Source organism: Acinetobacter sp. S-1, from assembly GCF_059579785.1.
Window position 1 is genome coordinate 1,745,151 of the sequence record NZ_CM184207.1, and the last position, 14,480, is coordinate 1,759,630.

At 41.2% G+C, this 14,480-nt stretch carries 12 protein-coding genes; 5 read left to right on the plus strand and 7 right to left on the minus strand.

The window, feature by feature from the left end:
- Window positions 1-99: 99 nt before the first annotated feature.
- The 4 genes from tynA to AC52J8_RS08335 all read left to right on the plus strand — a co-directional run bounded on the left by tynA (window position 100) and on the right by AC52J8_RS08335 (window position 6,983).
- Complete coding sequence (gene tynA, locus AC52J8_RS08320; RefSeq protein WP_086399390.1) at window positions 100-2,412, plus strand: primary-amine oxidase; 2,313 nt, start codon at window positions 100-102, stop codon at window positions 2,410-2,412.
- Window positions 2,413-2,559: 147 nt separating this feature from the next.
- Window positions 2,560-3,777, plus strand: a complete 1,218-nt coding sequence (locus AC52J8_RS08325; RefSeq protein ID WP_086399430.1) for a hypothetical protein — start codon at window positions 2,560-2,562, stop codon at window positions 3,775-3,777.
- 66 nt (window positions 3,778-3,843) lie between these two features.
- The gene (locus tag AC52J8_RS08330; protein WP_086399389.1) at window positions 3,844-5,451 is read left to right on the plus strand and encodes a GMC family oxidoreductase; all 1,608 of its coding nucleotides are present in this window, start codon (window positions 3,844-3,846) and stop codon (window positions 5,449-5,451) included.
- 44 nt (window positions 5,452-5,495) lie between these two features.
- Entirely contained in the window at window positions 5,496-6,983 is a 1,488-nt protein-coding gene (locus AC52J8_RS08335; RefSeq protein WP_086399388.1) for an NAD-dependent phenylacetaldehyde dehydrogenase, read from the plus strand.
- Between the two features lie 57 nt (window positions 6,984-7,040).
- Here the strand turns inward: AC52J8_RS08335 and pcaD are convergent, their stop codons facing one another.
- From pcaD to AC52J8_RS08370, 7 genes are all read right to left on the minus strand, one after another.
- Window positions 7,041-7,820 (minus strand): 3-oxoadipate enol-lactonase, encoded by a 780-nt coding sequence (pcaD, locus tag AC52J8_RS08340; RefSeq protein WP_496538908.1) that lies wholly within the window; start codon window positions 7,818-7,820, stop codon window positions 7,041-7,043.
- Window positions 7,821-7,830: 10 nt separating this feature from the next.
- Window positions 7,831-9,045: a 3-oxoadipyl-CoA thiolase gene (gene pcaF / locus AC52J8_RS08345; protein ID WP_496538909.1), complete on the minus strand. Its 1,215-nt coding sequence runs from the start codon at window positions 9,043-9,045 to the stop codon at window positions 7,831-7,833.
- Between the two features lie 400 nt (window positions 9,046-9,445).
- Window positions 9,446-10,099, minus strand: coding sequence for a 3-oxoacid CoA-transferase subunit B (locus AC52J8_RS08350; protein WP_063098930.1), 654 nt, complete (start codon window positions 10,097-10,099; stop codon window positions 9,446-9,448).
- 18 nt (window positions 10,100-10,117) lie between these two features.
- Window positions 10,118-10,789: a 3-oxoacid CoA-transferase subunit A gene (locus tag AC52J8_RS08355; protein WP_017386040.1), complete on the minus strand. Its 672-nt coding sequence runs from the start codon at window positions 10,787-10,789 to the stop codon at window positions 10,118-10,120.
- 134 nt (window positions 10,790-10,923) lie between these two features.
- On the minus strand, window positions 10,924-11,844 hold the full coding sequence (gene catA / locus AC52J8_RS08360) for a catechol 1,2-dioxygenase (RefSeq protein ID WP_002113693.1): 921 nt from the start codon (window positions 11,842-11,844) through the stop codon (window positions 10,924-10,926).
- A 160-nt stretch (window positions 11,845-12,004) separates the two neighbouring features.
- Complete coding sequence (gene catC, locus AC52J8_RS08365) at window positions 12,005-12,295, minus strand: muconolactone Delta-isomerase (protein WP_000897235.1); 291 nt, start codon at window positions 12,293-12,295, stop codon at window positions 12,005-12,007.
- Between the two features lie 23 nt (window positions 12,296-12,318).
- The gene (locus AC52J8_RS08370; protein ID WP_086399385.1) at window positions 12,319-13,425 is read right to left on the minus strand and encodes a muconate/chloromuconate family cycloisomerase; all 1,107 of its coding nucleotides are present in this window, start codon (window positions 13,423-13,425) and stop codon (window positions 12,319-12,321) included.
- 100 nt (window positions 13,426-13,525) lie between these two features.
- On the opposite strand from AC52J8_RS08370, the gene AC52J8_RS08375 reads away from it, so the two are divergent.
- Window positions 13,526-14,440 (plus strand): LysR family transcriptional regulator, encoded by a 915-nt coding sequence (locus AC52J8_RS08375; RefSeq protein WP_086399384.1) that lies wholly within the window; start codon window positions 13,526-13,528, stop codon window positions 14,438-14,440.
- Window positions 14,441-14,480 lie beyond the last annotated feature (40 nt).

Below are 14,480 nucleotides of genomic sequence, written 5' to 3' on the forward strand. Positions count from 1 at the left end.
TTAATAACCATAAAACTATTAAGTTGGTCTAATGAATTTCACTCACAGGAAGTGCATTTTAACTGTCTGATTCAGATAGTTCAGGGATAGATGAAAAGGATGAAACCAATGCGTAAACAACGATTATTGAATGACATACAAAAAATACTGGCACTTAACTTATCAATCGCTGCAAGCTTTTGGGGACTCAATACTCAAGCGTTTGCTCATGGTGGAAAGGCAGACATGGTCTCACTTTATCAAAACATGAGTGAGCAAGGCGCTAAAGTTGTCAAAGATGACTTTACCAATACCTATACAATTACCAAAGGCTCTATCGTGGTAAGAGCCAAGCCAAATTCAAATCAGGTTTTAGTGAATGGAAAACCTCTAAAATTAAGCGTCCCATTATTAATTAAAGACAATAAACCTGTTATTGGAAAAGATTTTTTTAATGAAGTATTCCAGTCTGGGTTAGATCAAACTTTTAAAATTGAAAATACGTTTCACCCGCTCAATAGCCTAAACTCTGACGAAATTAAAAAAACATTTGATGTGATTACCCGTTCGAAATACGCCTATAAAAATATGCGTTTTGCCGAGTTAAAGCTTAAAGAGCCTGAAAAAGCAAAAGTTTGGGATTACTTTATTAATCATAAAGATTTTAAAGAAGATCGTACTGCCTCATTTATTTTATTAAAGGGCAATCAAGCGATTGAAGGTGAAGTTAATCTTAATACTCAACAAGTCACAAAATGGAATGTACTTAAAGACACTCATGGAATGGTGTTGCTCGATAATTTTGAAGCCGTACAGCGTGTAATTGAGACGAGTAAAGAATATCAAGACGCGTTACGCAAACGCGGCATTACCGATGTGAAGAAAGTGATTGCTACACCGCTAACTGTTGGATATTTTGGCGGTAAAGATGGTCTGGATAAACAACTTAATATATTAAAAGTCGTTGCTTACCTCGATGTTGGGGATGGTAACTATTGGGCGCATCCTATTGAGAACCTAGTTGCTGTAGTCGATTTAGATAAAGAAAAAATTATCAAGATTGAAGAAGGCGCAATCATTCCTGTGCCGATGGCAAATCGACCTTATATGTCGAATAAACCCGTAGCAAGTAAGCTAAAACCACTCAATATTACTGAACCTGAGGGTAAGAACTTTAGCATTACCGGTCAAACCATACATTGGGGCAACTGGTGTTTGCATGTGGCGTTAGATTCTCGTGTTGGCTTGCAGCTTTCAACTGTGACTTATAAAGATAAGGGCGTAAAGCGTAAAGTCATGTATGAAGGGAACTTGGGTGGAATGGTAGTTCCATATGGTGACCCTGATATTGGATGGTACTTCAAATCTTATTTGGATTCTGGCGAATATGGTATGGGAACACTTACCTCATCTATTATTCCGGGAACAGATGCACCCGACAACGCTGTTTTACTTGATGCCGTGATTGCTGACTATAAAGGCCAGCCACAAGTGATTCCAAATGCCATTGCCGTGTTTGAACGTTATGCTGGGCCTGAATATAAACATCACGAAATTTTTGGTAATCAAGATGCCAGTGAAGCCCGCCGTGAACTTGTTGTGCGCTGGATTAGTACGGTTGGAAACTACGATTACATGTTTGACTGGGTATTTGCCCAAAATGGTGTAATTGGGATTAATGCGGGTGCAACGGGTATTGAAGCTGTTAAAGGCGTTAAATCACGCACCATGCATGACAGTACCGCAAAAGAAGACACCAAATATGGAACTTTAATTGACCATAATATTGTGGGTACAACGCATCAGCACATCTATAACTTCCGCTTAGACATGGATGTAGATGGGGAAAACAACAGCTTTATGCATATGGACCCAGTGGTGAAAGCCAATGACAAAGGCGGTGTTCGTACAAGTTCAATGCAAATTGATAGTAAAGTCATTACGAATGAGCAAAATGCGGCTGAAAAATTTGACCCATCTACGATTCGCTTACTCACGAATTTCAACAAGGAAAATAAATTAGGTAATCCAGTTTCTTACCAATTGATTCCGTTTGCAGGTGGAACACACCCTGTGGCAAAAGGAGCCAATTTTTCTAAAGATGAATGGTTATTTAAACGTTTGAACTTTATGGATAAGCAAATTTGGGTGACTCAGTACAATCCAGATGAACGCTATCCTGAAGGGAAATATTCAAATCGTTCGACTCATGACACAGGGTTAGGACAGTTCATTGGCAACAATGAGAATATTGAAAATAAAGATCTTGTGGTGTGGATGACAACAGGCACCACCCATGTGGCACGTGCTGAAGAATGGCCAATTATGCCAACAGAATGGGTAAATACGCTCATCAAACCTTGGAACTTCTTTGACAGCACCCCGACTTTAAACTTGGGTGAAGAAGAGCAAAACACACAGCACGACCATTAATAAAAATGTGAATAAGCCAGAATGGGTAACGAATAGGTTACCCATACCTGAGCACGGTTAGACCGTTCACAAAAAAGGAATTTCTCAATGAAAAATTTATTTTCTCGGGTTATGAGAGGGACTCTCTTTGTCTCATTTTTTTCAACTGTGCATGCTGGTGAGCTTGAAATTAAGCCAACTTTTGAAGCAACTTTTGGGGCTTTTAGTAGCGGTAAAAGCTATAACGGTGAAAACCTAGATGATGAAAGAATCAATTGGCAAGAAGGTCATCTTAAATATGGTGCAAAAGGACAATACACCTTCAAAAACAATCAGCTCTATGCAAGCTTGAGCGGTATTAGCTCGGCAACATTTGGTGATGGAGACGCAGGCCAAAATAGTAATGGCAAAGAACGTAAAACAGATGTGAATGAATGGATCATTGGTTTTAAAGACGGCACCAATAAAGATGAGTTAACGACCTATGATTTAAGTATTGGTCGACAAAATATCATGATTGGTGACGGATTCTTTATTGCGGGTGATGCATTAAATCTCGGTAAAGCGCCTGCGGACGGCACACTAGATCGGGGCGGAGCATATTATCTGGCAGCTCGTCGAAGCTTTGATTTTACAAGTTTGCTTCAATACAAACCGCAAGAGAATACAACGTTAAAGCTGGCATATTTAAAGTCAGACAATAAAGCACAATTTTCACCTGAACTATTTGTGACTGATCTGATGTATCAGCTTAAAAATAAGGGCGTTGGGTTTACCTATTTAAACGTATTAGACCTTAAAGATGCTGAACAGGTTTCAGGACGACAAGACCTTAAAAATTATGCTTTACGCTTGAATTATCAACCTTTGCCAGAGCTGCAAGTTAAGACTGAGTTTGTAGTTCAAGATAAAAAAGATAGCCACGAAAATGCTGGCTACTTAGCGCTGAACTATAACTTTTTATCTTCAAAATATACGCCCTCATTAGGTTATCGTTTTAGCCATTTTTCAGACCAATACGATCCGATGTTTTATGGAAATACGGTCGGGTTCGGCACGTGGTTTCAAGGTGAAGTTGCCGGAAACTATGCTGGTCCATTCAATAAAAATGCCGATATTCATCAAATTTCTTACAGTATGAATCTAAAAGAAAATTTTATGTTGGGTGCTTTGGCCTATAAGTTCAAAACAGTAAATAAGTCTTTAACTAATGTAGATGGACATGAGCTGGATGTCTTTTCAGTCTGGTCGGTCAATAAAAAATTCAATGTTATTCCTTTAGTTGGGCTCTATAAACCGAAACACGATATTCATAGTGGTGGTACACAAAACTATGATTACAAAACCAATGTCTATGCGCAGTTAATTTTGCAATACATTTATTAAATCAGAGCGAAGGAGACCGTGTTTATTGGCGGTGCATTCATAGAAATAAAATTAGGATGAAATCAGATGAATCAACAATATGACTATATCGTGATCGGTGCTGGCTCAGCAGGCTGTGTAGTCGCAGCACGACTATTAGAAGCCAAGGCAGGGCGTGTTCTTGTTCTAGAGGCTGGAAGCCGAGATAGCAGTATGTTTCATACTATACCTGCAACGGTGGTTATAGTATTCCAGCAAAAATCATGGCAATACATGACTGTTCCGCAGAAATATTGTAATCATCGTGAAATGATCCTTGCACAAGGAAAAGTGTTGGGAGGTGGAAGCTCGGTTAATGGCATGATCTATTGCCGAGGCCAACGACAGGATTATGATTTATGGTCCTCGGAATGGGGATGCAATCAGTGGTCTTATCAACATGTGCTGCCTTTTTTTAAGAAAGCAGAAAAAAATGAAAGTCTTGCTGATGAATATCACGGACAAGATGGCATTTTACCTGTCAGCGAAAATCGCTATCGCCATCCTTTAACACTTGCTTGTATTAAAGCAGGTCAACAAATGGGGATGAATTATGTCAATGATATTAATGGTTGGGATCAGGCTGGGGTAGGGTTTTATCAAACTACTACTCAAAACGGTTCTCGGGCGAGTACCTCAAAAACTTATTTAAAGTCAGTCGAAAACCACCCAGATCTTACGGTCATTACGGATGCCTTAGTACATAAAATTGAAACTCAAGGTGATCAGGTTACTGGGGTTACTTACAGTGTTGACGGAAAATCACCGATTACGGTACAGGCTCAAAAAGAAGTTATTCTGAGCGCTGGTGCAATTGGCAGTCCTAAGGTTTTATTACTTTCGGGAATTGGCCCAAAACAGCATTTAGATGAACTCGGAATAGAATGCATTCGTGACTTACCTGTAGGTAACAATTTTCACGACCATTTGCATATGTCGGTTAATGCGACAGTAACAACCAATAACAGCCTGCTCGGTGAAGACCACGGTTTAGCCGCAGTACGACACTTTTTACAATGGTGTTTTACACGTTCAGGATTGCTAACCACCAATATTCTAGAAGGTGGTGGTTTTATTGACACAAACAACAATGGTCGACCTGATGTCCAATTTCATTTTTTACCTGTGCTGGATAATTTCGATAATACCCCCGGTGAAAAAGCAGCGGCTCAGGCACATGGCCTTACCATTAAAGTCGGACATGTACAGCCAAAAGCACGTGGGATTTTACGGTTAAGCAGTAAAGATCCAAAAGATTTGCCTGTCATTGACCCTAATTATTTAGGCCATCAAGAAGATATTGACGCAAATATCCGTGCGGTACAGGCCGGACTTCGCCTATTACAACAACCAGCATTGAAAGCGATTGTCAAAGAAGTCGTTGAGCCTGCAAATATCGATCCTGATGATATTGAAGCGTTTGATAAATGGATGCGTCAGAACATTAAAACGGTTTATCACCCCGCAGGTAGCTGCAAAATGGGCAATGCTCCGCAAGATTCGGTCACAGATCAGACACTTAAAGTACATGGTTTTAAAAACTTACGTGTGGTGGATTGTTCTATTTGCCCACAAGTTCCAAGTGGTAATACCAATGCAATTGCCATCATGATTGGTGAACGCGGTGCAGACTTTATTTTGAATCAGGTCACGTAGTTGCTGTCATAACAAAAGTTTAGAAATGAAAAGAGGAAAAGAAAATGAGTGAAGTTCAGATTTTAGAAAGCGTACAGCAATTTATGGCACGACAACATGGACATTTTATTGATGGAAAATTAGTTGCTGCCGAGCTTTTAGATAAAGTGGATATTGTAAATCCATCGACTGAACAAGTTGTGGCTCAAATTAGTATTGGTAGTCAAAACGATGTAGATAGTGCGGTAACAAATGCCGAACATGCTTTTCAAAATGCTTGGGCTGAAACTACGCCGTATGAACGTGGCGTTAAACTAAATAAGCTCGCCGATTTAATTGAGCAATATGGTGAAGAACTTGCACAGCTCGAATCGTTGTCTACTGGAAAACTTATCAATATTTCCCGTCATCTTGAGGTCGCACAATCTGTTATTTTCTTAAGATATTTTGCGGGTTGGGCAACTCAAATTAATGGTCAAACCATGCAACCGTCTATTCCTTCTATGCAAGGTGAGAAATATACGGCCTTTACTTTAAGGCAACCAGTGGGGGTAGTTGCAGGGATTGTGCCTTGGAATTTTTCACTGATGATTGGTGTTTGGAAAATCGGTTCAGCTTTAACAACTGGCTGTACCATTGTGCTTAAACCAAGTGAGTTTGCCAGCTTATCTTTATTGCGTTTAGCCGAACTTGCCATTGAGGCAGGTATACCGGCTGGTGTGATTAATGTGGTTACGGGTAAAGGTGATACAGGACAATATTTAATTGAGTCGCCGCTCGTTAAGAAAGTCTCGTTTACAGGTTCAGTACCAACAGGCATTGCGATTGGTAAGCTCGCGATGAGCAGTGATTTAACCCGTGTAAGTCTGGAGCTGGGTGGTAAAAATGCAATAGCCGTTTTGGCCGATGCAAATATTGATGAGATTTTACCAACTTTATTACAAGCAACTTTTGTACATCAAGGCCAAGTTTGCGCATCCCCAGAGCGTTTTTTTGTACACCGTACAAAACATGATGAACTTGTCGAGAAACTCTCTAAAGCACTTTCGCAGTTTAAAATTGGATCGGCTATGGATGAAGGAAGTATGTTTGGTCCACTCTCTAATCAGCCACATTTTAATAAAGTGAAACATTATTTAGATATGGCTAAAGCCAACAACCAGATTATTGCCGGTGGTGAGGCTCTAGATCAGACAGGATATTTTGTACAGCCGACTTTAATTTCCTTCAAAAATACGGACGATCCTTTATTTTCAGAAGAAACCTTTGGTCCGGTGGTTGGTGTAATGCCGTTTGACACTGATGAAGAACTTATTCAACTTATGAATCAGTCGCGCTTTGGTTTAACCGCAAGTATCTGGACAAATGATTTGTCTAAAGCTTTGCGATTAATTCCTAAAATTGAAGCAGGAACCTTGTGGGTCAATATGCATACGTTCTTAGATCCATCTGTTCCATTTGGCGGCGTGAAAGCTTCAGGAATTGGCAGAGAGTTTTCAGATGCATTTATTGAAGATTACACCGAATTAAAATCGGTGATGATTCGGTATTAAGTTTCTACGAGATATAAAAAAATGGCCTTTATAGGCCATTTTTTTTGAATCATTAAATTAACCTAATAAAAAATCCTTTAGGATTTTATTAAAAGCTTCTGGCTGTTCTACATTGGAAATATGAGAGGCATCTATTTCTGCAAGATGTGATTGTGGAATGCGCTGCTGCATAAATTGACCATCTGCAACGGTTGTTACAGGGTCTTGAGTTCCAGCAACCACCAATACAGGAATTTTGATATCTTTTAATTGCTCACGGACATCCGCTTTAGCCAAAGCCTCACAACAATTGGCATAACCCATTGCGCTGCCAGCACTTAAGTCGTTACACAGGTTGTTGACAATTGAAGGGTGACTTTGGATAAAGGGATCTGTAAACCATCGCGAAGCAGCTGTAGCGGCGATTGGTTGTAAACCTTGCTCACGTACTAATTTTGCACGGTCAAGCCATGCCTGTTCTTGTCCAATTTTAGCGGCAGTATTTGCCACAATTACATGACTAAAACGGTCAGGGTAGTGAATTGCCAGCCATTGACCGGTTAAACCACCCATAGAAATTCCACAAAAAGCAGCTTTACTAATATTCAGATGATCCAGTAAATGGACAACATCTTCACCTAATTGCTTTACAGTGTAAGGACCTTCAGGCGTAGATGATGAACCGTGGCCACGTGTGTCATAGCAGATGACAAAAAATTGATCTTTTAACTCATTAAACTGTTTTTGCCACATGCCATAGTTGGTGCCCAAAGAATTGGAAAACACCAGAGCAGGGGAAGATGGCTGGCCAAAGGTTTGATAGTTGATTTGTGCATCGGCAGATTGAAAAGATGGCATTTGTTTCTCCTTAAAGTGCTTCAACACGTTCAATAATCAAAGCAATGCCTTGACCCACCCCAATACACATTGAACACAAAGCGTAACGACCACCTGTTTGCTCAAGCTGGTTTAAGGCTGTAGTGACTAAGCGTGCACCTGATGCCCCAAGCGGATGACCTAATGCAATTGCCCCACCGTTTGGATTTATTTTGTCAGAATCATCTGGCAAGCCTAAATCACGGGTCACTGCCAAAGCCTGTGCAGCAAAGGCTTCATTAAGTTCAATTACATCCATCTGATCTAAAGTCAGATTGGCTTGTTTTAGTAATTTTTTAATGGCTGGTGCCGGAGCAAAACCCATAATGCGTGGTTCTACACCCACTGCTGTTGAAGCAATGATCTTGGCACGTGGTTTGAGGTTATAAGCCTGAACTGCTTCATCAGATGCAATCAGTAGAGCTGCTGCACCATCGTTAATGCCTGAAGCATTTCCTGCAGTCACAGAACCATCTGCTTTAACCACAGGTTTAAGTTTGCTTAAAGCTTCAAGTGTGGTCGATGCACGAGGATGCTCATCGGTATCAATCACAACAGCATCACCCTTACGCTGAGGGATTTCAACTGCCACGATTTCTTTAGAAAAAAAGCCTTTGGCTTGCGCGCTTGCGGTGCGTTGTTGGCTCACCAAGGCAAACTGGTCCTGATCTGCACGATTAACGTTAAACTGTTCAGCTACGTTTTCGGCAGTCTGGGGCATGGTGTCTACACCATACAATTCTTTAAGTTTAGGGTTAATGAAACGCCAGCCCATGGTAGTGTCTTCAATCTTCTGGCTACGGCCAAAAGCACTGTCAGACTTACCCATCACATAGGGTGCACGGCTCATGCTTTCTACACCACCTGCAATCACCAGGTTCGCTTCACCAGCCTTAATGGCACGAGCAGCAATGGCAATCGCATCGAGTGAAGAACCACACAAACGGTTAATAGTCGTTGCTGGCACCTGATACGGTAAACCAGCAAGAAGTGCTGACATACGGCCGACATTACGGTTATCTTCACCGGCTTGGTTGGCACAGCCATAAATCACATCATCGACCTGTTCCCAATCTACATTTGGGTTACGCTGCATGAGCGCTTTAATCGGCACAGCACCAAGGTCATCGGCACGGACAGGAGCAAGGCCACTGGCATAACGGCCAAATGGGGTACGGATGGCATCGATGATATAAGCGTTTTTCATTCTAACTTTTGTCCTTTACTTCAGGCCTTTTTAGCCATTCTCCGTAGGTATTTCACGGTGGCGACATGGAAGTCGCCTCGTTGCTCAGCACAACAGGGATGTTGTGTCTGAGTAACAAAGGTTTTTGGTTACTTTTTTAAAAAAGTGACACGAATTAGCTGGTGGCATCTGGCTTAAACAGATAAGACTACGTTGTGATGATTTATAAATCTTCATATCAGCGGATAACATCACGGCTGTAATTTACTGTGATATCCGTAGGTCTTTTGCTTAAGTGATACCTTACTTTTGAAAGGTCAAAAGTAACAAAAACCTTTGTTGAACAGAGGAGGCTTCCTTGCCTCCCTGTCCAACGGGCGACATCCATGTCGCCTGTCACGATAGTTACTGCTGTTTAAACTTACCCTTGAGTTGCATCAATTAAAGTTGCACCAGTTAAAGCCTGTAACTCATCAAAGCTAAGACCTTCAACTTTCTCAATCACCTTTAAACCATCATTGGTCACATCAATCACACATAGGTCGGTGTAAATACGGTCAACACATTTTTTACCTGTTACTGGATAAGTTAGCTCAGCCACAATCTTCGGCTCACCTTGCTTGGTCACATGGTCTGTGGTGATAAATACTTTCTTGGCACCCACAGCTAAATCCATCGCACCACCTACTGCAGGAATCGCATCGGGAGCACCCGTGTGCCAGTTGGCCAAGTCACCATTGGCAGCTACCTGAAATGCGCCAAGTACAGCAATATCAAGGTGTCCACCACGCATCATGGCAAATGAATCGCCATGGTGGAAAAAGCTGCCGCCTTCAAGCATGGTCACAAATTCTTTACCTGCATTAATCAGTTCTGGGTCTTCTTCACCTGCCGCCGGTGGCGGGCCAAAAGCCAACAGGCCATTTTCAGAATGAAGAAAAATATCTTTATCGTTAGGTAAGTAGCTGGCAATCTTGGTTGGTAGGCCAATACCCAAGTTCACATAGGCACCATCTGGAATATCTTGTGCCACACGTTGTGCAATCTGGTCACGGCTGAGTTTCTGGTAGCTCATGTTATTTCTCCTTATTGCTTACTGTGCTGGCGCTACTTGTACAACGTGCTGTACAAAAATACCTGGGGTGATGATGTGTTCCGGGTCTAATCCACCGAGTTCAACCACTTCAGAAACCTGAGCAATGGTGACATCAGCAGCCATGGCCATGATTGGGCCAAAGTTACGTGCAGATTTACGGTAAACCAGATTGCCCCAGCGGTCGCCCTTGTAAGCTTTAATCAGGGCAAAGTCAGCTTTAATCGGATACTCAAGCACATAGTCTTTACCATCAATTTCGCGGGTTTCTTTGCCTTCGGCTAAAAGTGTTCCAAAGCCTGTTGGGGTAAATACCGCCCCAAGTCCCATACCTGCTGCCTGAATACGGCACGCCAGATTACCTTGTGGTACGACTTCAAGCTCGACCTTTCCCGCACGGTAAAGTTCATCAAAAACATAAGAGTCAGACTGACGCGGGAAAGAGCAGATGACTTTTTTAACTGAACCTGCTTTAAGCAGTTTCGCCAAGCCATAGTCACCATTACCGGCATTGTTGCTGACGATAGTTAAATCTTTAACACCGAGTTCAATAAGACCATCAATGAGTTCAGCGGGTTGTCCTGCGGTACCGAAACCACCAATCAGAATGGTTGCACCATCTTTAATCTGCGATAGAACCTCGCTTAGTGAGGACTTACTTTTGTCAATCATGTGAGAAACCTTAGAGCATGAGGTAACGTGATGTATTACTACCGCTAAAAATTTATTTAAATTCTTAATGGTAGTAATAAATGGAATAAATTTTGTGAGTCAAAAGCGAACTTTTAACTCACATATACTTTCAATTAAGCACTAGCACGACGACGTTCAACTTCAGTTGAAGGAGCAGCAGCGGCATCTTTAACAAGTTCGATGTTAAATGTGATGTGTTTGAAAGCGTGATCTAAACCACGGCGTTGAATTTCAGCTGGGTCAGTTACATCAACTGCTGTTGCAACTAAGCCATCACGGGTTGCGAAAGCAAAGTCATCCCATAAGTACTCATCACCCTCAATGTTGAATTGAGTAGTCAGCTTGCGGTAACCCGGTGCAGAAACGAAGTAATGAACGTGAGATGGACGGTTACCATGACGGCCTAATTTGTTAAGAAGGGCCTGAGTTGTACCTTCTGGCGGGCAACCATAACCTACAGGCATAGTGGTTAATGCAACATACTTACCATCTGCATCAGTCAAGATAGTACGGCGTAAGTTAAAGTCAGATTGAGACTTATCAAAGAATGAATAGTTACCTAAACTGTTGGCATGCCATACTTCAACTTTGGCATTTTCAATGATATTGCCATCAGTATCAGTTACGGTACCTTCAATAATTAAGGTATCGATTTTGCCAGATTCTGTACCATCATCCATACGTGCAAAACCAACAGATTCAGGCGCGCCAGCTACATAAAGTGGGCCTTCGATGGTACGTGGTGTGCCACCCGTAACACCAGCTTTGGCATCAGCTTCATCTGCACGTAAATCAAGATAATGCTCTAAACCTAAGCCAGCTGCCAAAAGACCAAGTTCGTTTGCTTGACCAGCATCTGTGAAATATTCCAAACCTTTCCATACTTCTGATGGTTGGATGTCTAAATCTTCAATGGCTTGAAATAAATCCCCGAGAAGGCGCACTACAATTTGTTGAACACGTGCATCAACTTCGCCTTTTGCAGTGTCGACATTCATTTGTTTTACAAGCGCATCAATTTGTTGACGGTTCATACTAAAACTCCTTAAGTATGCAATACGGTTTTGGGTGGCAGCGCTGCGGGCATTTGGTTTTGCTAGCGAATAAGTGCCGCCACGTTCCTTGTTACCTTCTGAATAATCTGCTTGGTTTTTAAATGGACTTCAGAGATCGCATTTAAAAAATTCTTTCTATTTACGAATCATCATCACGAACTGAAGATGGATGACGGTTAAGTGCCATCACTTCAATGTCCATATATGGATAGAGAGGTAAACCTTGTAAAATGTTGTGCAATTCTTCATTGCTCTCTACATCAAAAATACTGATGTTCGAGTACTGACCTGTAATTCGCCAGATATGACGCCATTTACCTTGGCGTTGTAAGTCTTGCGAATAAGCCTTTTCAACGGCCTTAATTTCATTTGCTTTGTCGGCTGGCATATCAAGTGGAATATGCACATCCATACGTACATGAAATAACATGGGAAACTCCTTATCCTGTTGCCTTAACGACGTAATTTCTCAATCTTATCTTCATCAATTTCAATGCCTAGGCCCGGAGCTGTCGGCAAATGCAATTCAAAGTTTTCGTAACGTAGCGGCTCTTTTAAAATTTCTTCGGTAAGTAATAACGGACCAAATAATTCAGTGCCGAACGCTAACGTTTCAAAAGTTGCAAATACATGGGCCGATGCAATACTTCCTACAGGACCTTCAAGCATAGTGCCGCCATATAGGTCGATACCAGCCAAACCTGCAACCTTGGCAACTTCACACGCTTCGATCAGACCACCAGATTGTTCAATTTTTACTGCAAATACATCAGCACCATGGCTTTTTGCAATACGGTATGCGCTGTCGGGACCAGTTAAAGCTTCATCTGCCATAATTGCGACATCAAAACGCTGTGTTAGGCGAGCAAGTGCTTCTGTGTTTTGAATAGCACAAGGCTGTTCAATTAAATCAATCCCGCCATCTTGAAGCTGTTGAATACCTTGAATACATTCCAGCTCTGACCATGCACGATTTACGTCAACGCGTACACTAATATCTGCACCGAGTGCTTTTTTAATTGCAATCACATGATCAACATCGTGTTGCAAAGGGCGTGAACCAATTTTGAGTTTGAACGTGTTATGACGTTTTAACTCAATCATTTTTCGAGCTTCAGCAATATCTTTTTCTGTGTCACCAGACGCGAGCGTCCAAAGTACAGGTAAACTATTACGCAGACGGCCACCTAAAACTTCACTTAATGGCACGCCTAAACGTTTTGCCTGAATATCAAGTAGAGCAGTCTGAATGGCACATTTCGCGAAACGGTTACCATTAATATTCTTACGAATCAGTTTTAGTGTTTGAGCAACATTTAAATCTTTAACTGATGCGAGTAATGGTGCAAAGTAAGTATCAATATTGGCTTTGACACTTTCAGGACTTTCTTCACCATAGTTCAGTCCACCAATGGTGGTCGCTTCACCCCAACCTACAATACCATCCGTGGTCGTAATTTTAACGAGCACCAAAGTCTGAGTACGCATTGTAGTCACAGACAGCTGGTGAGGACGGATAGTTGGAATATCCACAAGTATGGTTTCTATGGTTCTATACATGAAGTTTCAACTATTACGAACTTGTTTACATACCATAGAAGAATGTAATAGCCTAAAATAGATATAGAACGGTATTTTAAGATACTAAAAAGGTATATTAATGGAATTAAGACATCTACGTTATTTTGTTACCGTTGTTGAAGAACAAAGTCTGACTAAAGCCGCAGAAAAGCTTTTTATTGCTCAGCCACCACTCACGCGTCAAATTAAAAAACTAGAGGAAGAGTTAGGCATTGATCTGTTCTTGAAAGGCTCACGTCCATTAAAAGTGACAGAGGCAGGGCTGTTTTTTTACCAACATGCGGTACAGATTTTGACCCATACAGCTCAAGCTGCTTCTATGGCAAAAAAAATGAAGCTGGTCGAGAATGTTGTTAAAGTTGGCTATGTGAGTTCGCTTCTTTATGGACGATTACCACAGGTCATTTATCTATTTAGACAAAAAAATCCTGACATTCATGTCGAGCTTATTGAATGTGGTACACGAGATCAGGTCGAAGCCTTAAAGTTAGGAAAAATTGATTTAGGTTTTGGTCGATTGCCGATTAGTGATCCAGCCATTAAGCGACTTCTACTTCGAAAAGAAAAATTAAAACTCGCGATTCATAAAAAACATCCTTTAAGTGAGTTCCAAGAATCAGGAATTTATTTATCTCAAATTATCAATGAGACAATTTTTTCTTATCCAACGACACCTAAGCCGAATTTTTCGACTACTATTCAAGCTTTATTTACCAAATTAGGTCTTGTTCCTGCCAAACTGACTGAAGTCCGCGAAATTCATATGGCACTTGGCTTGGTGGCATCTGGGGAGGGTATTTGTATTATTCCGGAAAGCGCCTGTGATATTGGAATGAAGAATCTAACTTATTTAAATATCTTAGACTTAGAAGCCTATAGTCCCATTTCTCTATCGATGCGCAATATGGACCAAAGTTCATATATTCCTAAAATCTTAGATTGTATTGAAGAGATCTATAGCGAAGAAGAAGTGTCTAGAAATTTGAATTTATAACTTTTTAATACGTTTTAAATTGAATTATCATGTTATTTTA